The sequence below is a fragment of the Leucobacter chironomi DSM 19883 genome (assembly GCF_000421845.1).
GTDB lineage: Bacteria > Actinomycetota > Actinomycetes > Actinomycetales > Microbacteriaceae > Leucobacter > Leucobacter chironomi.
Map to the genome: position 1 here is coordinate 90106 of NZ_ATXU01000005.1, position 22967 is coordinate 113072.

Annotated in this window: 17 protein-coding genes and 1 other RNA gene; 3 read left to right on the forward strand and 15 right to left on the reverse strand. The window is 70.3% G+C overall.

Annotation, left to right across the window (positions count from 1 at the left end):
- Positions 1–100: 100 nt before the first annotated feature.
- The 7 genes from ffs to H629_RS0106730 form a co-directional block, all read right to left on the reverse strand.
- Positions 101–197, reverse strand: an RNA gene (ffs, locus tag H629_RS14785) — signal recognition particle sRNA small type.
- Positions 198–202: 5 nt separating this feature from the next.
- Complete coding sequence (locus H629_RS14040; protein WP_205618691.1) at positions 203–2719, reverse strand: S8 family serine peptidase; 2517 nt, start codon at positions 2717–2719, stop codon at positions 203–205.
- Positions 2720–3053: 334 nt separating this feature from the next.
- A complete protein-coding gene (locus H629_RS0106710; protein WP_024356524.1) occupies positions 3054–5144 on the reverse strand; it encodes an ABC transporter ATP-binding protein in 2091 nt (696 codons plus the stop codon).
- Positions 5144–6880 carry an ABC transporter ATP-binding protein gene (locus H629_RS0106715; RefSeq protein ID WP_024356525.1) on the reverse strand — a complete coding sequence of 579 codons (1737 nt, stop codon included), beginning with the start codon at positions 6878–6880 and terminating at the stop codon, positions 5144–5146. Before H629_RS0106715 ends, H629_RS0106710 begins: the two co-directional genes overlap by 1 nt.
- A 242-nt stretch (positions 6881–7122) precedes the next feature.
- Positions 7123–7506, reverse strand: a complete 384-nt coding sequence (rplL, locus tag H629_RS0106720; RefSeq protein WP_017883632.1) for a 50S ribosomal protein L7/L12 — start codon at positions 7504–7506, stop codon at positions 7123–7125.
- Positions 7507–7585: 79 nt separating this feature from the next.
- Positions 7586–8095 carry a 50S ribosomal protein L10 gene (gene rplJ, locus H629_RS0106725; RefSeq protein WP_024356526.1) on the reverse strand — a complete coding sequence of 170 codons (510 nt, stop codon included), beginning with the start codon at positions 8093–8095 and terminating at the stop codon, positions 7586–7588.
- Between the two features lie 309 nt (positions 8096–8404).
- Positions 8405–9127: a response regulator transcription factor gene (locus H629_RS0106730; RefSeq protein ID WP_029746664.1), complete on the reverse strand. Its 723-nt coding sequence runs from the start codon at positions 9125–9127 to the stop codon at positions 8405–8407.
- A gap of 350 nt (positions 9128–9477) precedes the next feature.
- Between H629_RS0106730 and H629_RS0106735 the strand changes: the two genes are divergently transcribed.
- The gene (locus tag H629_RS0106735) at positions 9478–10032 is read left to right on the forward strand and encodes a YqaJ viral recombinase family protein (RefSeq protein ID WP_420835247.1); all 555 of its coding nucleotides are present in this window, start codon (positions 9478–9480) and stop codon (positions 10030–10032) included.
- Positions 10033–10102: 70 nt separating this feature from the next.
- On the opposite strand, the gene H629_RS14045 is transcribed toward H629_RS0106735, so the two are convergent.
- From H629_RS14045 to H629_RS0106770, 7 genes are all read right to left on the reverse strand, one after another.
- Positions 10103–10726 carry a PH domain-containing protein gene (locus H629_RS14045; RefSeq protein ID WP_024356529.1) on the reverse strand — a complete coding sequence of 208 codons (624 nt, stop codon included), beginning with the start codon at positions 10724–10726 and terminating at the stop codon, positions 10103–10105.
- Positions 10727–10730: 4 nt separating this feature from the next.
- Positions 10731–12464, reverse strand: a complete 1734-nt coding sequence (locus H629_RS0106745) for an SPFH domain-containing protein (RefSeq protein ID WP_024356530.1) — start codon at positions 12462–12464, stop codon at positions 10731–10733.
- Positions 12465–12475: 11 nt separating this feature from the next.
- A complete protein-coding gene (locus H629_RS14050; RefSeq protein ID WP_024356531.1) occupies positions 12476–13084 on the reverse strand; it encodes a hypothetical protein in 609 nt (202 codons plus the stop codon).
- 145 nt (positions 13085–13229) lie between these two features.
- On the reverse strand, positions 13230–15842 hold the full coding sequence (locus H629_RS0106755; RefSeq protein WP_024356532.1) for an ABC transporter ATP-binding protein/permease: 2613 nt from the start codon (positions 15840–15842) through the stop codon (positions 13230–13232).
- Complete coding sequence (locus H629_RS0106760) at positions 15839–16846, reverse strand: ABC transporter permease (protein ID WP_029746668.1); 1008 nt, start codon at positions 16844–16846, stop codon at positions 15839–15841. Before H629_RS0106760 ends, H629_RS0106755 begins: the two co-directional genes overlap by 4 nt.
- 185 nt (positions 16847–17031) lie before the next feature.
- Positions 17032–18633 (reverse strand): ABC transporter substrate-binding protein, encoded by a 1602-nt coding sequence (locus H629_RS14055; RefSeq protein WP_240471071.1) that lies wholly within the window; start codon positions 18631–18633, stop codon positions 17032–17034.
- A 131-nt stretch (positions 18634–18764) separates the two neighbouring features.
- A complete protein-coding gene (locus tag H629_RS0106770; RefSeq protein WP_024356534.1) occupies positions 18765–20003 on the reverse strand; it encodes an amidohydrolase family protein in 1239 nt (412 codons plus the stop codon).
- A 206-nt stretch (positions 20004–20209) separates the two neighbouring features.
- Between H629_RS0106770 and H629_RS14060 the strand changes: the two genes are divergently transcribed.
- The gene (locus H629_RS14060) at positions 20210–20575 is read left to right on the forward strand and encodes a DUF2568 domain-containing protein (protein ID WP_024356535.1); all 366 of its coding nucleotides are present in this window, start codon (positions 20210–20212) and stop codon (positions 20573–20575) included.
- Positions 20576–20741: 166 nt separating this feature from the next.
- A complete protein-coding gene (locus H629_RS0106780) occupies positions 20742–21842 on the forward strand; it encodes an LLM class flavin-dependent oxidoreductase (RefSeq protein ID WP_024356536.1) in 1101 nt (366 codons plus the stop codon).
- Positions 21843–21850: 8 nt separating this feature from the next.
- On the opposite strand, the gene H629_RS0106785 is transcribed toward H629_RS0106780, so the two are convergent.
- Positions 21851–22915 carry a C45 family autoproteolytic acyltransferase/hydrolase gene (locus H629_RS0106785; RefSeq protein ID WP_024356537.1) on the reverse strand — a complete coding sequence of 355 codons (1065 nt, stop codon included), beginning with the start codon at positions 22913–22915 and terminating at the stop codon, positions 21851–21853.
- Positions 22916–22967 lie beyond the last annotated feature (52 nt).

Sequence of the window (22967 nt, forward strand, 5' to 3'; positions counted from 1 at the left end):
GCCGGACCCACCGACGCCAGCAGGCCAGTCGACATAGAAAGACCCCCCATGCACGCGAGACACAGCGCCGGACCCACCCACACCAGTAGGCCTCCGGGCATAGAAAGACCCCCCATGCACCTGGCAGAGCCCGACTACCCTTGCTTCGTTTCCGACCTGGGGGAGTTCGCCGAGATGCCACCGCATGGGGGGCCTTACTAGTCTAGCCGATGTTCTCCTCGGCGTCGTTCACGGTGCTCGCCGCGGCGCGCTTGCGGCGCTGCGTGATCGCCACTGCGACGGCTGCGCCGCCGAGCAGCACGAGGGCTACTGCGCCGATGATGAGCGGCGTGTTGTTCTCGCCGCCGGTCTTCGACAGGCCCTTCGCGCCGGGCCCGCCGTCGTTCGGCTGCGGAGCGGGGTTCGGCTTCGGGTCGGGCGCGGGGGCGTTGGCCGTGGTGATCGTGATTGATGATGCGGCACCGGCCTTCCCGAGGGCTGAGATCGGGGTGACCCGGGCGGTGTAGCGAGTGGCGGCGGTGAGCCCGGTGAAGGCGTGACTCAGCTGCTGCGCGCCCAGCTGCGCCGTCTGCACCGCGTTCGCGGGCAGCGGGTCGCCGGTGAAGAGCTCGACCATGTAGCGGTTCGCGTTCGCTGCGGCCTGCCAGCCGATCGTCGCCGAGGAGTGCGTGACGGCGGTCGTGGCGAGCGCGGTCGGCTGGGCGGGCACGGGCGAGTCGGCGTAGATCCGCTCGAGCAGCGCGTTCGCGTCGACGATGCCGGCGCCGAAGACCTCGGCATCGGAGAATCCCGTGTAGGGGTTCGCCGGTCCGCCCGCGGCGGTGCCCCGGGCCGTCTCGAGGACGAGCTGTCCGAGCGCCGGGCCGCGCAGCTCGGACGAGTACGACAGGCCGAGCGCCGCGACGGCGGCCGCATTCGGCGCCGCTGCGGAGGTGCCGTAGAAGCGGTACTCGGGAGCGCCCGGCGCGCCTTCGTCCTCACCGAAGAAGGTGGTCTGGGTGCCATCGACCGCCGCGATGTGCGGCGTGTTCACGATCACAGGCTGGGGCAGGCGCGCCGAGGGCGCCGTCGGGTTCACGAGGTTTACCGGCTCGAAGAGCAGCGTGCCCGGGCCGAGGGAGCTGTAGTCGCGCACCGTCTGGGGTGCGTCCCAGTGGAGGGAGGCGACGCTGATCGCCGAGCCGTCGCCGCTGTGACCGAAGACGGTCTCACCGACCCAGTCGGTCGCGGCGCTGCCGAGGTGGGCGTTGCCGAGGAAGTGGCGTTCGGCGATGGCGGGCCCGCCACGGATGAAGGAGAGGAAGACTGCGGGTTCACGCACGGCCGGATCGTGCCCGGTGCGCACCATAACCATCCGCACCTCGGTGTCCTCGTTCACGGTCACCGCACCGCTGAAGCCGGGGTAGTCGGAGTTGAACTGCGGCACGACGCTCAGCAGCTGAACGTCGTTGGTTGCGGCGTCCACCTCGTAGAAGCGCAGCTCATACCGCGTAGTGACGCCGTAGAGCGGTTCACCGATCGACCCGATGGGCTGCAGGACGGCCTGACCATCACGGAGTCCGTCCCTGATCTTTAGCGTGTCGTAAGGGACGACGGCCGAAGTGTCGGGATCGAAGTCGAGGCAGTCCGCGCTGGCGTAGGGGGCGGGATCCTCGCCTGCGGCGAGCAGCCAGGAGGGGCAGGCCGTGGCACGGTAGGCGGTGGTCTGCCAGGAGGAGATGGGCTTGTCCGCGCTCGCTCCGCTCGATCCGACTCCCGTGGAGTTGCCGGCCGAGGTGAAGTAGGTGATGCCCTGTGCTTTGACGTGCTCGATCGCGCCCGAGATGAAGCCCTGCTGGTAGTAAGTCTCGGAGGGCCAGGTGATGTCGTCGACGATGATGTCGGCACCCGCTTGCTGGAGGGCGACGATGTTGTTCGCCATGTGTCCATCGCTGCTGCCGGCGTCGGCGAAGAGCAGTTTGGCGCCGGGCGCGATGCCGTGCACGAGCTGCGCCATGGCGCGGCCCTCGTCGCTGCCGGACCGCTGGTCGGAGACGATCTCGACGGGAATGAGGCGCCCGCAAGGGTTGCCGGTGCCGGGCAGTGCGCCCGAGGCTACGTCGTCTGCCCAGCTCGTGGGTGCCGAGGTCTTGGCGAAGGAATCGGAGATGATGCCGATGGTCACACCGGTGCCGTCCACATTGAAGTCGGTGCGAGCATCTCCGGAGTTCAGCGGCACGTCGGCTTCGATGGGGACGGGGCGGCAGTCGGTCGCAGGGGTCGTCTGGAGCGGCGTGGGCGCCTGGGACGTCACCAGTCCGAGTTCGCTGCGCAGGCTCGCGGCCACTGCCGACCGGTCGCTGCCGACGAACGGGGCGAGGGCGGGGGTGACGCTCACAACGCCCGGCAGGTTTTCGAGTTCGAGGAGATGCTCGGGTGCGACGCTGACGGTAGCGACGGGCACAAACGACGGCTCGTTCTCGATCTGCGCGATCTCGGCCAGGCTGGCGAGCTGATCTGTGCTCGGGATCTGCTCGTAGACGACGGTCGCTGCGACGCGCTGCTGGTCGTCGAAGGTCAGGCTGCCGCCGCCCTCGACCGGGAGTGACGCCTCCTCGGCGAACTGCTCGGCAGTGGTAGCTCCCTCGGATGCCGCCTCGACGATGCGCTCGGAAAGGGTGCTCGGGGGAGCCTGTTCCTCTCCTTCCGCATACGCGGGTGCGGCGAACAGTATCAGCATCGGGATCGCAACAGCCGCTGCGATCCCCCGGCGCATCGATGCGCGCATAGTATCCCCAATCCCCGGATGCCGAACGACACCCAACCAGGGCAGAGACTACCTGAAAACTTGAACGCAGTCCACATCGATGGGAGATAGTGCCCACGGCGCTCCGAACCACTGCACCTGCGCGAATCGTGCGGCAGGAGCCGCACTTCCGGCGAACCGCCCCGGGCGCCGGAACCGGGGCGCGAGCGCGGCGCTCCCGAAGTTCCTGACCCGTGGCACCGACGTTCGTGGGCCGGCCCTGCCGGACGCTCGGGGCGGCGCCGCGTCACGGCGCCGCCCCGAGCACTCAGGAGGCGGCGGGCCCCTCGGCGCTGTCGCCCTCCACCACTCCGACCGCACCCGTTACGACCGCCACCGAGCCGGTCAACAGCTCTTCGGCGTGGGCCTCGTCGATCTCTCCGGCGAACTGCGCCTGGTAGAGCCGGTAGTAGGCCCCCCGCTTCGCCAGCAGCTGCTCGTGCGAGCCCTGCTCGACGATGCTGCCGTTCTCCATCATGAGGATGGTGTCGGCGTCGCGGATCGTGGACAGGCGGTGCGCGATCACGAACGAGGTTCGGTCAGTGCGCAGCGCGCGCATGGCCTGCTGCACGAGCACCTCGGTGCGCGTATCGACCGACGAGGTGGCCTCGTCGAGGATCAGCAGCGACGGGTTCGCGATGAAGGCGCGCGCAATGGTGAGCAGCTGCCGTTCACCGGCAGACAGCGACGATGCGTTCTCCGAGATCTCGGTGTCGTAGCCGTCGGGCAGCTGCCGCACGAAGCGGTCGACCATCGTCGCCGTCGCTGCCTCGACGACCTCGTCGTCGGTCGCGTCGAGCCGTCCGTAGCGGATGTTCTCGCGGATCGTGCCGTCGAACAGCCAGGCGTCCTGCAGCACCATGCCCACCTGGCTGCGCAGCTCGGCGCGGGTGAGGCGGGTGATATCGACGCCGTCGAGCATGATGCGCCCGCCGTTCAGCTCGTAGAACCGCATGATGAGGTTCACGAGCGTGGTCTTGCCCGCACCCGTCGGCCCGACGATCGCGATCGTGTGGCCGGGCCTCGCCTCGAGCGAGAGACCCTCGATGAGCGGCGTCTCAGGGTCGTAGCTGAACAAGACGTTCTCGAACTCCACGTGCCCGTCGGTGCGCTCGGGCAGGCGTTCGGAGGCGGCATCGGGATCCTGCTCGTCGGCGTCGAGCAGCTCGAAGGTGCGCTCGGCCGAGGCCACGCCGGACTGCAGCATGTTCGCCATGCTCGCCATCTCGCTGATGGGCTGCGAGAACTCGCGCGAGTACTGGATGAAGGCGGTGACATCGCCGAGCGTCATCTGGCCGGCGGTGACGCGCAGCGCACCTGCCACGGCGATGAGCACGTAGCTGAGATACTGCACGAACTGCATGGCCGGCATGATCGTGCCCGACAGCGCCTGCGCCTTGTAGGCGGCATCGAAGAGGCCCTCGTTGCGGCGGTCGAACTCCTCGGCCATCTCGGCATCCCGGTTGAAGATGCGCACGAGCTCGTGACCCGTGAACGACTCCTCGATGTGCCCGTTGAGGTCGCCCGTGTGCTTCCACTGCGCCACGAAGAGCTTCTGCGCGCGCACGCCGACGACGCCCGCGATGATGCCCGAGAGGGGCAGTGCGATGAGAGCGATGAGCGCGAGCTGCCACGACACGATGAACATCATCGCGGTGATGCCGATCACCGTCAGCAGCGACTGCACCAGCTGCGAGAAGGCCTGCTGGAGCGCCTGCTGGATGTTGTCGACGTCGTTCGTGACGCGCGAGAGCACGTCGCCGCGCTGACGCCCGTCGAAGTAGCTGAGGGGCAGCCGGTTGATCTTCTCCTCGATGTCGCGGCGCAACTGGTAGACGATGCGCATCACCATGCGGTTCAGGAGATAGCCCTGCAGCCACATGAGGAAGGAGGCCACCAGGTAGAGCGCCAGCACTGCGAGGATCAACCGGCTCAGCAGGCCGAAATCGATGCCCTCGCCCGGCACCACGTTCGCGCCGGCGAGCACATCGGCGAACTGCGTGTTGCCCTCGGCTCGCGCGCCCTCGATGATCTGCTCGATCGGCACGCCGGCCGGGAGCTGCTTGCCGAGGATGCCGTTGAAGATCACGTCCATCGCCTGGCCGAGGATCTTCGGGGCGATCACGGTGAGCACGACCGAGCCCACGACCAGCAGCACCACCAGCGAGAAGAGCCACTTCTCCGGTGCGAGGAGGCCGATGAGCCGCTTCGCGGACGGCCAGAAGTGCTTCGCCTTCTTGACGGGCTGCGATCCGGTCCAGTCGTCGTTGTCGGGCTGGTAGTCGTCGGGCAGCTCGAACTCGCCGGTGGTCGCAGCCTCGGCCGCCTCGGCGCGCTTCTTCGTCTTCTTCTCAGCCATCAGGCCGCCTCCGCCTCTTCGAGCTGCGATCGAACGATCTCCTGATAGACCTCGTTCGACTCGAGCAGTTGCTCATGGGTGCCGCGGCCGACGATCTCGCCGTGCTCGATCACGAGGATCTGATCGGCGTCGGTGATGGTCGAGACGCGCTGCGCCACGATGATGGTCGTGGCTCCCGCCGTCGCTTCCGGCAGCGCCGCGCGCAGCCGCGCATCGGTCGCCACGTCGAGCGCCGAGAACGAGTCGTCGAACAGGTAGACCCGGGGCTTCGCGACGAGCGCACGCGCGATGGACAAGCGCTGACGCTGACCGCCCGACACGCTCGTGCCGCCCTGCGACACCGGTTCGTCGAGCTGGCGCTCTCTGGCTCGGACGAAGTCTTCGCCCTGAGCGACCCGCAGCGCCTCCCACAGCTCCTCGTCGCTCGCATCGGAGCGGCCGAAGCGCAGATTCGAGGCGATCGTGCCGGAGAAGAGGTAGGGCCGCTGCGGTACGAGGCTCAGCGCCTCGGCCAGCTGCGCACGGGTCAGCGCCGAGATCGGAGCGCCGTCCACGGTGATCGACCCCTGCTGGGGGTCGTAGAGGCGCAGCATGAGGTTGAGCAGGATCGTCTTGCCCGCGCCCGTCGAACCGATGATCGCGGTCGTCTTGCCGGGCTCGGCGACGAAGCTCACATCGTTGACGACCGGCTTCTCGGCGCCCGGGAACCCGAAGGTGACCCTGTCGAACTCGACGCGCCCGGAACTGGGGGTCGCGACCGTCTCTGCAGTCGGAAACGAGAGCGTCGACTCGGTGTCGAGGAGCTGCCGGATGCGCTCGGCGCAGACCACGGCGCGCGGAATCATCATGGTCATGAAGACGCCCATCATCACCGCCATGAGGATCTGCAGCAGGTACTGCAGGAAGGCGGTGAGCGAGCCGACCTCGACCAGCCCCTCGTCGACCCGGTGCCCGCCGAACCAGAGCACCGCGGCCGTGGCGCAGTGCAGCACCATCATGATGACCGGGAACATGAGCACGAAGATGTTGCCGACCTTCACCGAGACGTCGGTGATGTTGCGGTTCGCCACCTCGTAGCGGTCGGCCTCGAAGTTCTCGCGCACGAAGGCGCGCACGACCCTGATACCCATGATCTGCTCGCGCAGCACGCTGTTGATCGAGTCGACCCGATCCTGCATCGTGCGGAAGAGGGGCAGCAGCAGCCACACCAGGAAGCTCACGATGATCGCGAGCACGACCACCGATACCCACACGAGCCAGGACAGGCCCGCATCCTCGCGGAGGGCCATGATGATGCCGCCGATCGCCATGATGGGCGCCGAGACCATGAAGTTGAGGGTCATCAGCACGAGCATCTGCACCTGCTGCACGTCGTTGGTGCCGCGGGTGATGAGCGTGCCGGCGCCGAAGCGGGTCGCCTCGAGCGTGCTGAGCGAGTCGACCTTGCGGTAGACCTCGCGACGCAGGTCGCGGCCGACGCCCATCGAGGTGCGCGCACCGAAGTAGACGGCCGCCGCAGCGGTGAGGAGCTGCCCCAGCGAGACGATCAGCATGAAGCCGCCCGTGCGCCAGATGAAATCGGTGTCGCCGAGGGCGATGCCGCGGTCGATGATCTGCGCGTTGAGGCTCGGCAGCCACAGCGCGGCGATGGTGGAGAGCAGCTGCAGCACGAGCACGGCCGCGATGAACGGCCAGTACCTTTTCGCGTGTCGAAGCGTCAGGGAGATGAGGGCCACGAGAATCCTTTCGTCGTGTGCCATTCTGCGACGCACCACCGACATTCATGGCCGGTCGGCGGCAGCGGGAGGATCCAGCGCGCGGCAGCGGGGATCCTGAATCGGATCAGAACAGCCGGGCAACTGTACCAGCTTCCAGCTGCGACCACCACCGTCGCTCCCCGCATACGCGAAAGGGCGGAACCACCCGAAGGTGATCCCGCCCCTGCTTCGCTGTGCGAAGAACCGAAGTCCGGAAGGACTTAGGCGAGCTTGACGCCCGCGCCGGCCTCCTCGAGCTTGGCCTTGGCCGCCTCGGCGTCCTCCTTCTTCGCGCCCTCGAGCACGTTCTTGGGAGCCTCCTCGACGAGAGCCTTCGCCTCGCCCAGGCCCAGGCCGGTCAGCTCGCGCACGACCTTGATGACCTGGATCTTCTTGTCGCCAGCCGACTCGAGGACGACGTCGAACTCGTCCTTCTCCTCGACGGCCTCGGCAGCGCCACCGGCGGCCGGAGCAGCGGCGACGGCAACCGGAGCGGCAGCCGACACGTCGAAGGTCTCCTCGAACGCCTTCACGAACTCCGAGAGCTCGATGAGGGTGAGCTCCTTGAACTGCTCGAGCAGCTCTTCAGTCGAAAGCTTAGCCATTGTGTATCTCCTTGATGTCTGCCCTCACGCGGTGCGCGAGAGGCGGGTGTGTGTGTAGCGAAACGGCGTATGCCGATCCTTACGCGTCCTGCTTCTCCTGCAGCGCGCCGAAGCCGCGTGCGGCCTTGGCGGGCAGAGCGTTGAACAGCTGTGCCGCACCGACCAGAGCAGCCTGCATGGCGCCGGCGGCCTTGGCCAGCAGCACCTCGCGGCTCTCGAGATCGGCAAGCTTGCCTACCTCAGCGGCGGTCAGGGCGTTGCCATCGAAGTAGCCCGCCTTCACCACCAAAAGAGGGTGTGCCTTGGCGAAGTCACGCAGAGCCTTGGCGACCGCAACGGTGTCACCGTGCACGAAGGCGAGAGCCGAAGGACCGGCGAGCTCGTCATCGAAAGCGGTGATCCCGGCGTTGTTGGCCGCAATCTTGGTCAGCGTGTTCTTCGCCACAGCGTACGTCGCGTGCTCGCGGATGCTGTTGCGGAGATCCCGCAGCTCGGCAACCGTGAGACCGCGGTACTCAGTCAGCAGAACGGCGGTCGACTCTTCAAACTTCTGCTGAAGATCGGCAACCGTAGCGTCCTTCGTAGCCATGGCGCTCCCTAGCTTGTCGTACCCGTGCAGCGGATGCCGCTCGGGGGCCGTGCCGCTCGGATGCTCCCCCTGAAACGGGAAAAGCTCCGGCGCGCACGCACGGAGCTTCTGTGAAGATCGGGATCGGAATCCCACTCTCAAGGAGTTCGTACCTGCGCAGGTCTTCGCTTACGCGAACGTTCCGGGATCCTGGCGGACCCTACCGGCGGTCTGTGGCCGTCGAGAACTCTACCACACCACGGACCCGGATGCGATCCGCCCCTCCCCCAAGGGGCGGATCGCATCCGTCGGTCGAACGCGTCGACGGGCTCAGGCCGCCGGCTTCAGCATGTAGCCCGCGCCGCGCACGGTGTGCACCATCGGATCGCGGCCGGCATCCACCTTCTTCCGCAGGTACGAGATGTAGAGCTCGACCACGGTCGACTTGCCGTTGAAGTCGTAGGCCCACACGCGGTCGAGGATCTGCGCCTTCGACAGCACGCGGTTCGGATTGCGCATCAGATAGCGCAGCAGCTCGAACTCGGTGTTGGTGACCGCGATCGACTCCCCCGCGCGCTCCACCTCGTAGCTGTCCTCGTTGAGCGTGAGATCCCCCACACGCAGCACCGGATCCGGCTCCTGGGCGAGCGCCACCTGCGAGCGACGCACGAGACCTCGCAGCCGCGCGATCAGCTCTTCCAGGCTGAACGGCTTCACGACGTAGTCGTCACCGCCCGCCGTCAGCCCGTTGACGCGGTCCTCGACGGAGTCGAGCGCGGTCAGGAACAGCACCGGGAACATGCGCCCGTCGGAGCGCACCCGCGACAGCAGCTGCATCCCGTCGAAGTCGGGCAGCATGATGTCGAACACTGCGACATCGGGCTCGAATGCGCGAATCTTCTGCAGCGCTTCTTCCCCGTTGGCTGCAGTCTCGACATCCCACCCTTCATATCGCAGCGCCATCGCGACGAGCTGCGTGATCGATTCCTCGTCGTCTACGACGAGGGCGCGCACCTTCCCACCATCGGCGCGCTTCAATGTTTGAGATTCCATGTTCTGAGTGCCCCTCACCCGGCACGTCTCGCGCTGAGAGAAGTCAACGCCGAAGCGCACCAGATCGTTATCTCCCCCCGAGGCCCGAGTTCATGTGAGCGCTCGGGGAACTTGTCTTCACGAGCCTAGTGCTTTCCTTTCCCGCAGCGCATCCAACAGACGATGAGGATCGGCATCTCCCGATGGATTATCAGCGAACTTTCCGATTCACGCGAACGAATATGCCGTATTCCAGTGTTTTGCGCGACAGTAGGTGTCTTTCAGGGGCGTTCGCGAGCCGAGTCGAAGCCGCAGCCGAGACGTGGAAGACTGGGATGGTGACCGAGCAGCAGCCCTCCTACCTGAACCGGATGGTGACCGACGGCACGGATCGCATGGCGTGGATGCGCGCACGCGCACGCGGCATCACCGCGACCGACGTGGCGAAGCTGACGAGTCCTCGCTCGATCGAGGCCGCCGCTCACGAGAAGCTGCACGGCAGCCGCTTCACCGGCAACGCCTACACGGCGCACGGCAAGGCCCGGGAACCCGAGATCGCCTCCTGGGTGCTGCGCGAGCACCGCATCTCGCCGAGCCAGGCCCTCTTCCACGCCGAGACCGACCTGCGCCACCTGGCCACCCCCGACGGGCTCGCGCAGCGCGACCGGGGCGTCATCGAGCTCGCCGAGATCAAGACCACCAACAAGCAGTGGCGCTCGATCCCCCGCAACTACCTGCGCCAGGTCTGGTGGCAGCAGTACGTGCTCGGGGCCGAGCGCACCCTGGTCGTGTGGGAGCGCCACGAGAACTTCGTGCCGGTCGGAGACCCGGAGTGCCGCTGGGTGGATCGCGACGAGAGCGAGATCGAACAGCTCGTCGGGCTCGCCGGTCAGCTGATCGACGTGCTCATCACCCGCACCAGCTGAGCGATCGGATGATCGTCTGTGCCCGCGGGTACGGGCGGAGTTTCCCGCGGTCGAATTCAGCGGGGGCGGATCACCAGAACGAGACCGGCCCGGCCTGCTCCGGTTGCGCCGCGGTCGGCCCCGGGAGCTGCGGCGCCGGCAGGTTCGCGAGCCGCTGCTCGACCCGCGTCGCATGCTCGTAGTTGCGCGCCATCAGATCCTGCAGCGCGTCGGCCACCCGCTCGCTGCCGGGCACGTCGGTCAGCCTGAGGCTCTCGGCCCCGTGCAGCAGGTCGATGTCTCCCGAGCCCCACACCCGCTGGGACAGCCCCCGACGAGAGCGCACCTCGCGCACCCGCCCGAAGGAGACCTCGCTGCGGTGACGCGAGAAGAGGCCCTGGCGCAGGATGACGCGACGGGTCGTCACCGTGGTGCGGTGGGCGAGCCACGAGAACACGGGCAGCACCCCGAGCAGCAGGGCCAGCAGGAGTGCGCCCGCGCCCGCCGCGAGATTCATCCACGCGGCGGGGAGCGCGCCCACCCAGAACCCGGCGGCGGCGGCGATCACGACCAGCGCGAGCACCGGCGGCACGAGTTGCCGCCCGTGCCGCCGGAATCGCAGCACCACGACCTCCGGTTGCGCATAGCTCACCGGGGCGGGGCCGAGCACCGACTCGACCTCCGCCGTGACCGATCGTGGAGCGCGGGAGGGCATGCCCCTATTCTGCCGGGTTCTGCTGAGGCGCAGCGCCGAAACGGTCGAGACCGGTCGCAGCCGTGCGGCCGGCGCGCTGGGCGGCGTCGCCGGCTGCGCCCGTCACGGACTCGGCGGCCTCGGCGGCCTCGGAGGCGGTCTGGGCCGCAGTCGCGGCGAGATCCTGCGCGGCGACGGCGATCTGCTCGGCTGCACCGGCGTTCGATCCGGCGCGGGAGCCGGAGGCACCGGCACGGGCCGGAGCGGCATCCGACGTCGCGACAGCAGCCCGCGCCCGATCAGTGCGGGCGTGATCCGCCTGGACGCGCTCGACCCGCCCTCGATCCGCCTGCCCCTGCGAGGCACGGCCCGCAGCCGCACCCGCGGCACCGCCGGTGACCGCACCGTTGAGTATGCCCACCAGGTCGATGCCCACAGTCTCGCGAGCCATCTCGAGCATACCCTTGATGTTGCCCATCGCGTCGCCGGTCACCTTGGCCGAGCCGTCGGCCGACACGACGGTCATGTTGTCGATCGCGCCGATCGCCTGCGCGTACTCGCCCGCGATCTCCGGCAGCAGGTGGATGAGCTCCTGCGCCAGCACGGCCTGCGACTGCGTCTCGAGCGCGCGGGCGCGGGCGTCGATCGCGGCGGCCTCCGCCGTGCCCTTCGCCTCGAGCGCCGAAGCCTCGGCCCGGCCCTCGGCCTCGAGCGCCTCGGACGCCGCGATACGCGCGGAGCGGTTCGCGAGGCCCTCGCGTTCCACAGCCTTCGCCCGCCCCTCGGCGGCCGACACCGCGGCCGCGGCTTCGGCCTTCGCCAGCGCCTCGACCCGGTAGGCCTCGGCCTCGGCCACGGCGCGCACATCGGCGTTCAGCTGCTCGGTGCGCAGCGCCACGCCCTTCTGCGCCGTGATCTGCTGCTGCTCGACGATGGCCTGCTGCTGGATCGCCTGCTCCAACGGCTCGGCGGCCGCCGCCTGCGCGGTGGCCTTGTCGGTCTCGGCCTGGATCTCGGCCTGGCGCAGCTTCAGCTCGCGATTGCGATCGAGCAGCACCTTCTCGGCCGAGATCTTCGCCTCCTGCGACGCCTGATAGGCGTTCGTCTCGGCGATGTCGGCCGCCTGGCGCACCTTCGCCGCCTCGGGACGGCCGATGTTCGTGATGTAGTCGGCGCCGTCGCGGATCTCCTGGATCTGCAGGGTGTCGACCACGAGGCCCTGCTTCGTGAGCGCTTCCTCGGCGGCTTCGAGCACGCTCTGGGCGACGACGGCGCGATCCCTGATGATCTGCAGCACGGTGAGCCCGCCGATGATCGAGCGCAGCGAGCCCGACAGCACCTCCTGCGTCGACTCGTCGATCTCGTCGGAGTTCGAGAGGAATCGCTGAGCCGCGGCGCGGATCATCTCCTGGGTGCCGCCCACCTTCACCACGGCGACGGCCTGCGCCTGAATGGTGATGCCGTCGGTGGTCTGAGCCTCGGTGGTGATCGAGAGGCGTCGGGAGCGCAGGGAGATGGTGAACGACTTCTGCACGAAGGGCACGACGAACACGCCGCCACCGGTGACCACCTTCTGCCCGGACAGATCGCGCGACCGCTGCCCCGAGGCATCGACGACTTCCTTGCCCTTGCCGCCGGTGACGATGATCGCCTCGTCAGGTTTTGCGATGCGGTACCGCTTGATGATGACGAGTGCCACCAGTACCAGCGCGATGACCGCGCCAAAGATACCGATGATCGCCGGGCTTGCGAGCAACATTCAGTCTCCGTTCATTGAGTCTTGGGGTCTGCTGCAGGGTCTGAGCCGGAGGCGCCGGGCGCAGCATCCGGGGCGGGCGGCGCCGAGACCGGCTCGACGCGCACCGAGGTCGAGGTGATGGTCTGCGTGACCCGCACCGCCGCACCACGCGGGATCGCGGTGTCGGCCGAGGCGGCGAGCGAGATCCGCTCGCCGTGGCGGGTGATCGCGACCTCGCCGAGCCCGCCCTCCGGGATCGCAAGCACGACCGCGCCCTCGGATCCGACGAGATCGCCGCCGCTCACCGCGGTGCTCGACTCGGCCCCGCGGATCATGCGCGACAGCCACCAGGCGGCCGCACCGCCCACCGCGCCGGCCAGGGAGCCGATCACGGCCGCGACCGGCGTGGCCATGCCCGCGCCCACGCTCGCGAATGCGGTGAAGCCGAAGATCGCGGTGAACGCCGCGATGGTGGTGAGGCTGAGCGGTCCATCGCCGAAGTCGAACGCGTCGAAGATGCCGTCGAGCACCAGGGACACGAGCAGCAGCACCCCGCCGACGACGCCGATGACGAGGAAGACGCCGCCCGCCATCAGCGAGCCGTCGAGCAGCCGCTCGAACCAGGTCATGATGCCATCCATCGAGGGGCTCCTCTCGCACGATCCGGTACTGGCAGCGTATCAAGGGCCTCGGACATCGTCACCGCCGGGCGGGCGCAGCAGCAGTGGTCGGGCGCGGCGGCGCGGATCGGGCCCGGTGTCGCCGCGCGGCGCGGCGCCGCCGCGGTCAGGCCCGGCGACCCAGCCGGGGCACCGCGGAGAGCAGCTGACGACCGTAGTCGGTGCGGGGTTCGGTGAAGAAGGCCGCGCCTCCGGTCTCGACGGCCTCGCCCCCGCGCATCACCAGCACCTCCTCGCACAGCTCGTGCACCACCGCGAGGTCGTGCGAGACGAGCACGAGCGCCACCCCGGTCGCGCTCCGCAGCTCCCGCAGCAGCTCCACCACGCTCGCCTGCACGGAGACGTCGAGCGCGCTCGTGGGCTCGTCGGCGACGATCGCACGCGGTTCGACCGCGAGCGCACGGGCGATCGCGACCCGCTGGCGCTGCCCGCCCGAGAGCTCGTGAGGATAGCAGCGTGCCAGGCCCGGATCGAGTCGCACCGATTCGAGCAGCCCGGCGATCCGCGCGCGCGACTCGGCCCCCGTCGCGAGACGATGCGCCCGCAGCAGCTCCCCGAGCGTCTGCCCGACCGTCATGCGCGGATCGAGCGAGGAGTACGGATCCTGCGGCACGAGCTGCACCGCCCGCCGCGCCGCGCGGTCGCGCCGCGACGGCTGGATCCGCCCGTCGAGCAGGATCTCGCCTCCGATAAGCGGCAGCTGGCCGACGATGGCGCGGGCGAGGGTGGTCTTGCCGGATCCGGACTCCCCCACGATGCCGAGCGCGCCCCCGGCCCGCACCGCCAGGGAGACGCCGTCGACGGCGAGCGCGCGGCCGTAGCCGATCTGGGCACCGCGCACCTCGAGCACGGGCGGCTGCGACGCGGAGGCCGCTCCCCCGGCCACGAGCGCTTCCGGTGTCCGAGCGCCGGTGCGGCCCTGCGGGCGCTGCGGTGCATCACGGCCGCCCGGAAGGGGGGTACCCGGCCCGGGGTCCGCGGCGAGCTGCGGCAGCGCGGGCACCGCGTCGAGCAGGGCGCGGGTGTAGGGCTCCCGGGGATCCCGCACCACGCGCTCCGTCTCGCCCGACTCGACCGCCCGGCCGCCGCGCATCACGATGACCCGCTCGCACATCGAGGACACCACTGCGAGATCGTGGCTCACGAACACCAGGGTGATGCCGCGGCTGCGACGCAGCTCGTCGAGCAGTTCGAGCACGCGGCGCTGCACGGTGACGTCGAGCGCGGTCGTGGGCTCGTCGCAGAGCAGCAGAGCCGGATCGCCGGCGAGCGCCATCGCGATCACCACGCGCTGCCGCTGCCCGCCCGAGAGCTGATGCGGATAGGCGCGCGCGATCCGCCCGGGATCGGGCAGGCGCACCCGTTCGAGCAGTTCGCGCACGCGCCTGGCGGCCTCCGCGCGCGAACCGTCGTGCGCGGCCTCGACCGCTTCGCGCAGCTGCACGCCGACGCGCGTGAGCGGGTCGAGCGCCGTCAGCGGATCCTGGAAGACCATGCGAACCGGCCCGCCCGCGCTCGCCTCGCCGGCCGCGACGCGCGTGCCGGGCGGCATCATGCCGAGCAGCGCGCGGAGCGTGAGGGTCTTGCCCGATCCCGACTCCCCCACGATGCCGACGGCCTCTCCCGGTCGCACTTCGAAGGAGAGCCCGTCGACCAGAACCGGCCCGCTCCCGCCGCCGCGGGGCGCCGCCTCCACTCGCAGACCCCGCACCCGCACCTCGCCCGCGCGCAGCGCAGCGCTCGCGCCCCCGGCCGCACCGGCCTTCGCGTCAGCCCCCGCCGGGCGCTCGATCCGCCGCCGAGGTGGCGCGAACGGCCCGTTCGCGCGCGGGAGACGACCACTCGCGTGACCTCGACCGCGGTCGACGCGGCCCGCGCGGCCGGCTCGGGGCCGGGCGCCGGCCCCGACGCGCAGCGCGTCGCCGACGCCGTCGCCGATCAGCGACAGGGACACCCCGGTCAGCACGACGGCGAGACCCGGCAGGGCGGACAGCCACCAGTGGGTGGTGATGAAGGCCTGGCCGTCGGAGATCATGGTGCCCCAGTCGGGCGTGGGCGGCTGGATGCCGAGCCCGAGGTAGCCGAGGGTGACGATCGCGACCATGATGAGCACGATCTCGGTGGCGAGCAGCACGATCGCCTGCGGCAGCACGTTCGGCAGCAGGTGCCGCAGCAGCACCCGCGCGTGCGACAGCCCACCGCCGCGCGCCGCCTGCACCCAGCCCGACTCCCGCAGTGCGGCCGTCATCGCGCGCAGCACCCGCGCGTAGCCCACCCACCCCACGAGCGCGAAGGCGACGATGATGCCGCCCTCGCCGGCACCCACCGCGAACACGATCGCGATGACGATCACGTAGAAGGGGAACGCGATGACGGTGTCGATGATGCGGGATCCGACCCAGTCGACCGCGCCCCCGAAGTAGCCGGTGACGAGCCCCACCGTCACCCCGATCACGAAGGGCGCCAGCGCTGCGAGCACCGACACGCGCAGGTCGGTCTGGGCGGCGAAGAGCATGCGCGAGAGCACGTCGCGTCCCAGCTGATCCGTGCCGAACCAGTGCTCGGGCGAGGGGGGCAGCAGCCCGCCGGTGAGGTTCTGGGCGTTCGGCGGGTAGGGGGCGAGCACGGGGGCGAGCAGCGCGGAGAGCAGGATCAGCGCGAGCAGCGTCGCCCCGGCCGCGAAGGCGGGCGAGCGGCGTAGGCGACCCAGGGCATTCATCGGGCGATCCCCTCGTCCGCCGGCCGCGCCGACTCCGGCTGCTCGCCCACGCGCAGGCGCGGATCCAGCAGCGCCGCGAGCACCCCCGCCAGCGTCGTCACCAGCACCACGAGCACCGCGCAGTAGAGGGCCACGCCCTGCACCACGGGGAAGTCGCGGCTGCCGATCGACTGGAACAGCAGCGTGCCGAGACCGTCGATGCCGAACACCTTCTCGACCACCAGGGTGCCGCCGATCAGGTACGCGGTGTTCACGCTCAGCAGGGTGAGCGTGGGCAGCGCCGCACCGCGCACGACGTGTCGCCACAGGATGCGGTGCTCGGGCACGCGCGCTGCGCGCAGCGTCGTCACGAAGTCGGCCGTGAGCACTTCGAGCAGCTGGGCCCGCAGCGAGCGGATCAGGGGCGGCGCCATGCCGAGCGCGACTGCGAGCGACGGCAGGAAGAGGCTGCGCAGCGGCTCTCCCGGCCCCGATCCGACCCCGCCGACCGGGAACCACCGCAGCTGCACGCCGAACACGATGATGAGCAGCAGGCCGATCCAGAAGAGCGGCATGCCCATGCCCACCGCGGGCAGCACGCGCACCACGTGATCGACCCAGCCGTCCCGGCGCAGCGCGGCGGCGAGCGCGAGCGGCACGGCGATGAGCACCGCGAGCACCACCGCGAACACCACGATGCCGAGGCTCACGGGGGCGCGGGCGAAGATCAGCTCCCGCGTCGGCACCCCCGTGACCAGCGAATCGCCCGTGTCGAAGCGCGTCACCACCTGCACCGCGAAATCGGTGAACTGCCGCCACAGAGGCTGGTCGAGGCCGAGCTGCGCGCGCAGCTGCGCAACGGACTCGGGGGTGGCCCGCTCGCCCAGGATCATGGCGGCGGGATCGCCCGGCACCATGCGCAGCAGGAAGAAGACCGCCACCACCACGCCGAGCATGACGGGCACGATGCGCGCGGTGATCCGCCCCACCGCCCGCAGCGTTCGTCGCAGCCTGTCGTTCTTCACGGTCTCACCCTACTCACGGCCTCCGAAATCGACGCTCCGTTATCGACCCGGGCGGCACCACCCGGACCCCTGCCCGACGGCCCCGGCCCAGTGCCGCCGAAATCGGAAGTCGCGCCCCGCGGTCTCGCACTCGGCGAGACCGCGGGCCGCGACTCTCTTGCAGGGCACCGCCCCGCGACGGGCCGTCAGATCGGACGCCTTACTTCCCGCCGCCGCTCAGCCAGGCCTCCTGGAAGCGGACGCTCGAGTTGGGCAGCACCGTGAAGCCGTGCACCTCGCCCGTGGTCGCCTTCAGGTTCGCCGGGAAGAACAGCGGGATATAGGGCACGTCGTCGGCGAGGATCTGCTGGATCTCGGCATAGATCGCCTCGCGCTCGTCGCCGGGGGGGCGTGGTGCGTCCCTCGTGCATGAGCTCGGTGACCCGCTCGTTCGTGTAGTGCGTCCAGTACGACTTGCTGAAGCCCTCCGGGTCGGCCTGGAAGGTGATGAAGCCGTTGGGATCCGGGGCGTCCGACTGGCCGCTGTTGAGCATGAAGTCGTAGTCGTAGGCGAAGAACCGCTCGCGGAAGACCGCGATGTCGAGCTGCTCGATCTCGACCTCGATGCCGATCTTGCTCAGCGATTCCTGCACGATCTGCGCGATCTGCGCCCGCTGCGAGTTGCCGCTCGCGATGAGCAGCGTGGTGGTGAATCCGTCGGGGTAGGCCGACTTCGCCAGCTCGGCCTTCGCCGCATCGACGTCGAAGTCGAGCGCCTCGACGGTGTCGTTCGCCGAGTAGGTGATGGTGGGCGGCAGCAGCGCGTTCGCAACCTCGGCGGTGCCGAAGGTGGTGGCGGAGGTGATGCCCTCGCGGTCGAGGGCGTGGGCGATGGCGCGGCGCACGTGCGGATCGGCGAACTGCTCGCGCTGCGTGTTGAAGAAGACCTGCTCGGTCGACCAGCCGTCGGTCCGCGAGAGCACGGTATCTGCTGCGGCGTCGACCTCGGCGGCATTGGCGGCCGGAACCGTGTCGATGGCGTCGATCTGGCCGGCCGCGAGCTGCTGGCGCAGCTGGGTGTCGTCGGCGATGAACTTGTAGACCAGCCCGTCGAGGTAGGGCTTGCCCTCCTGCCAGTAGTGCTCGTTCTTCACGAACGACAGGTCGCCGCTCGGATCCCACTTCTCGACCACGAACGGCCCCGTGCCGACGGGGTTCTGGAAGAACTCCTCCTCGGTCGCGCCGCCGAAATCGGCGGGGAAGATGCCGTTCGAGAAGCCCGAGAGCTCCGACAGGAACGGCGTATACGGGGTGTCGAGGGTGATGGTGATCTCGCGGTCTCCGGTGGCCTCGATGCTCGCGATGGGCGCCGTCAGCGGCAGCGGCCCCCCGACTTCGAGGTGCCGGTTGAGCGAGAAGACCACGTCGTCGGGGGTCACGTCGTCGCCGTTCGAGAACTGCAGGCCCTCGCGCAGCGTGAAGGTGTAGACGAGGCCGTCGTCGCTCTCGTCGTACTCGGCGAGCCAGGGGCCGATCTCGCCGTGCTCGTCGAAGGCGACGAGCGGTTCGAAGATCTTGTCGATCGCGAAGGCGTTGTTGGCGGTGATCTGCTGGTTGAGGTCGAGGTTGTTGACCGCTGCGACTCGGCCGAAGGTGAGCGTGCCGCCCGCGACCGGGGTGGCGGAGTCGCCCTCGGCCTGGGGGCTCGCCCCGCCGGCGCAGGCGCTGAGCAGCAGGGCCGCGGCGGCGAGCGAGGCGGTCGCGAGCGCGAGGCGGCGGCGCGGCGCGGTGTGGGGCTGTCTGGGCACGGGGTCCTCCGGGTGCGGATCGGGATCGGGCGCCGGTGCGCCCTGCGTGGTCTATGTTCATACGCTAACCGAGCGCAGATCAGTGGACCACTTTCCGTGAGCCGCGCAGAACCACCGCCGGGGCTTCGCGATCAGACGGCGCGCAGCGTCGCCGGGTCGATGAGGCGGCCGCCGAGCAGCACCGCCGCGATGGATTCCGGATCGCTCAGCGCTCCGGGCTGCAGCGGGTCTCGGCGCAGGATCACGCCGTCGGCGACGGCGCGATCCGCGATCCGCCCGATGAGCGCGCCGCGATCCGCCGCGGCCGCACGATCCGCGGCGCCACGATCCCCAGCACGCTCCGCGACCCGCGCGAGCAGCTCCGCCCCCGAGCGCGTGGCGGCCAGCAGCGCCTCACCTGGAGTGAGCCCGGCGTCGACGAGCGCGTCGAGCTCGCGCCCGTTGGTGCCGTGCTGCTCGGGGGTGCCGTAGTCGGTGCCGAGCGCGATGCGCAGTCCGGCGTCGCGCGCCCGCAGCACCGCTCCCGGGTGCGCGCCGATCGCCTCGGCGACCCGCGCCCGCAGCCCGGCGGGCAGCGAGCCGACGTCGATCATGCGCTCCACGAGGCGGTAGATGCGCAGAGTGGGCACGAGCGTCATGTCGCGCTCAGCGGCCCGCGCGGCTTGCTCCCCCGTCAGGAAGAGGCCGTGCTCGATGCTCAGCGCGCCCGCCTCGATCGCGTCGTCGATCGCCGTGCCGCCCCACGCGTGCACCATCACCCCGGCGCCTGCGCGCTCCGCGCGATGCACCGCATCGCGCATCTCGGCCGCGGTGAAGGTCGCGTCGAGACCGGCGCCGGCGGGCGAGCCGATGCCCGCGGTGCCGTAGAGCTTCACCCAGGCCGCGCCGCGCTCCAGCACCGCTTCGACGGCGCGGTCGAGGCCGCCGGACAAGTCGGCGAGCGCCCGATCGATGATGCTGATCGAGAGCTGCATCCGGGGTCGCGAGGAGCTCGGGATCGCGGGCAGCGCCAGGGGGTCGAGCCCGCCCGCGTCGCGGGCGCTCGTGACACCGGCCGCGAGCGTGCGGGCGAGCGCCCGTTCCGTCGCGGCGAGGGTCTGCGCCTCGTCCAGACGGCCGCGGTCCGCCGCGTCGAAGGCGTGCCAGGCGGCGTGCAGGTGGGCGTCGACGAGACCCGGGATCAGCCAGAGCTCGGTCGCGCCCCAGCTCACCGGGGCGAGGTCGGTCTCGCGTTCGCGCCCGCCGAGCGCGAACGCGCCTCGACTCCACGAGACCCGGCCCGGTGCGGTGAATCCGCCCCGCTCATCGAGGACCCGGACCCCGAGCACCGCCTCGCCGCTGCTCGCCGGCGACTCCGTCTCGATGCTCATGTTCACTCCATCCCGCCGCAGTGCACGGCGCCCCGGCATGTGCACGGCGCTCCGCGGCTCCCGCCGCGCGGCCGTGCCGCATGTGCAGCAGCAATCTAGCACTCCGCCATCCGCCGGTCGCGAGGTGCGTGCGGCAGGCCCGGCACGCAGCAGCACCCGCAGCCCGCACGGCCGATCGCGCCCCACGGGTCGAATAGAATGATGCGGTGACCAGCACCTCCGACACTCAGCCCACCCGTGCCGCCGTGATCCTGCAACTCGTGCGCGCGCTCTTCCACCTCGTCGCCGTCGCTTCGGTGACGGTGTGGGGCTTCGTCGCCTGGCCGCTGCCGTTCCCGGGGTTGCTCACCGGGTTCGGGTTCCTCGCGCTCTCGGTGCTGCTGTGGGCGCTCTTCCTGTCGCCGCGCCCCGTGCTGCGCACCGACCGCTTCGCACAGGCCCTCTTCGAGCTGCTGCTGCTCGCGGCCGCGGTCGCCGCACTGCTCGCGCTCGGCGTCTTCTGGGTGGTCCCGGCGCTCTACGGCGTCGCCGGCGCCGTGGTCGGCTACATCGCTTCGAGCCGCAAGGCCTGAGCGGGTCGCTCGACCGGATCGCTCGACCGGGCGGTCTGAGCGGGGCGGCCTGACCAGATCGCTCGACCGAGCGGTCTGATCGGCAGCCTCACCCGATCGCCCCGAGCCTCCCGAACCGTGAGCGCGGGCGAGGAATACGGCCCCCTGCCCCGCGGTTGAGATCGGCATGGCTCACCTCACCCACCCGACAGGCCCCACCCCTGCCCCGCTGCGCGCGGTCGCCGGGGCGGACGCCCGGCAGCTCATCCTCGGTCTCGACACCTTCGGAGATGTCACCCGCACCTCCGACGGCGCCCCGGCGCATCACGCGCAGGTGATCCGCGACGTGGTCGAGCAGGCCGTGCTCGCCGACCGCCTGGGGGTCGACGCGATCACGCTCGGCGAGCACCACCGCGACGACTTCGCGCTGAGCAGCCCCGAGATCGCGCTCGCGGCCATCGCGGGTCGCACGGAGCGGATCCTGCTCGGCACCGGGGTGACGGTGCTGTCGAGCGACGACCCGGTGCGCGCCTACGAGCGCTTCGCGACGCTCGACGCGGTGAGCAGCGGCCGCGCCGAGGTGATCCTGGGGCGCGGCTCCTTCACCGAGTCGTTCCCGCTGTTCGGCTACCGGCTCGAAGACTACGACGCGCTGTTCAGCGAGAAGCTCGAGCTCTTCTCGCGGTTGCGCGGCGAGGGCGCTGTGACCTGGTCGGGCCGCCACCGCAGCCCGCTCGTGGAGCAGGAGGTGTTCCCCAAGACCGAGCAGGAGGGCGGGGTGCGCGCCTGGATCGGCGTCGGCGGCAGCCCGCAGTCCGTGCTGCGCACGGTGCAGACGGGCATCCCGATGATGCTCGCGATCATCGGCGGCGATCCGGCTCGCTTCGTGCCGTTCGCGAAGCTCTACCGGCAGGCCCAGGACGAGCTGGGCCGGGAGCCGATGCCGCTCGGCGTGCACTCGCCGGGCCACATCGCCGACACCGATGCCGAGGCGCGCGATCAGTTGTGGCCGCACTTCGAGGCGAACCGCAATCGCATCGGTGCTGAGCGCGGCTGGCCGAGCACCACGCGCGCCGAATTCGAGCAGGAAGCGGATTCGGGATCGCTGTACGTCGGGTCGCCGGAGACGGTGGCGCAGCGGATCGCGCGCACGGTGCGCACGCTCGGCGCCGACCGCTTCGATCTGAAGTACGCCAACGGCACGATGCCGCACGAGCTGCTGTGCGCGAGCATCGAGCTCTACGCCACGCGGGTGATGCCGCGGGTGCGCGAACTGCTCGCGGCCTGAGCCGCGCCCTAGGCGACGAGCGTGCGCCAGGCCCCGGTCTCGGCGTCGGTGGGCATGCCGTCGAGGATGCGGATCGTGCGCGCGTCGGGGTCGGTGAGCACCGTTGCAAGGGTCGCCCAGCGCTCCCCGTAGCTCTTCGACATGTCGGCGCGGCAGGTGAGCGGCGGCTCGCCCTCGCCGCTGAGCAGCACGCGCACCATCTCGGCGGGCGCGGTGGGAGACCCCTCCGCGAGACGCTCGCGCACGAGCGCCAGGCGCGCCGAGGAGTCGGGCTCGAAGACCTCGGACTTCTGCTCCGCGAGCGGGGTGCCGTGCTGGAAGTGGTTGGTGCGCTGCACCGAGCCGCCCTGCTCCTCGATCACGAAGACCCCGGCGGGGCTCATCTCGACCGACACCGCCCGCTGCGCGTCGAGCATCGTGAACGCCGACGACGACGCGATCGGCGCCTCGCGGATCAGCGCGATCGCCTCTTCGACGGAGCGGCACTCCGAGAGCACCACGCTCGACAGCACGTGCATGGGCACCCCGTCCGGGCCGTCCTCGCGGTGCCCGAGGATGTTGAAGTGCAGAGCGAGGCCGGCCTCGTTGACGCCGATCTTCGAGAGAATGCCCTGCTCGGTGAGCCCGGCGTAGCGCAGGCCGGGGCCGATGACGGAGTGCGTGTGCCAGAAGGGCTCCAGCTCGATGTGCCAGTCCCAGGTCTGCACGCCGAGACGGTGGCCGCCGATCTGCGCGGTAAGCGTCGAGCACTCGCTGCTCGCCATCCCCCCGAGCGCGATGATCTCGGTGCGGGCGTTGAGCGCGATGACCGGGGCGAGGTCGACCCCGGCACCCTCGGCGATCCCCGCGAACTCCTCGAGCAGTGCGGGCCGCCACGGCCGCAGGGCGGCGATGATGCGTTCGGTGCCCTCGCGCTCCAGCTCCTCGCTCACGCCCAGCAGGCGGAACAGCTCGGCGTACTTGGCGTAGGCGGCCGGCAGGGTGGCCCGCAGCGCGGCGCCGCGGCTCAGCCCCAGCTCGCGCGGGGTCGCGCCCGAGACATCGATGTGGAGGCGTTCGGCTCTGGTGGTCATTGGGGGTTCCTTCTGGGTGAGTGCGGGGTCGGGCGGGCGGGTGCGGATCGGG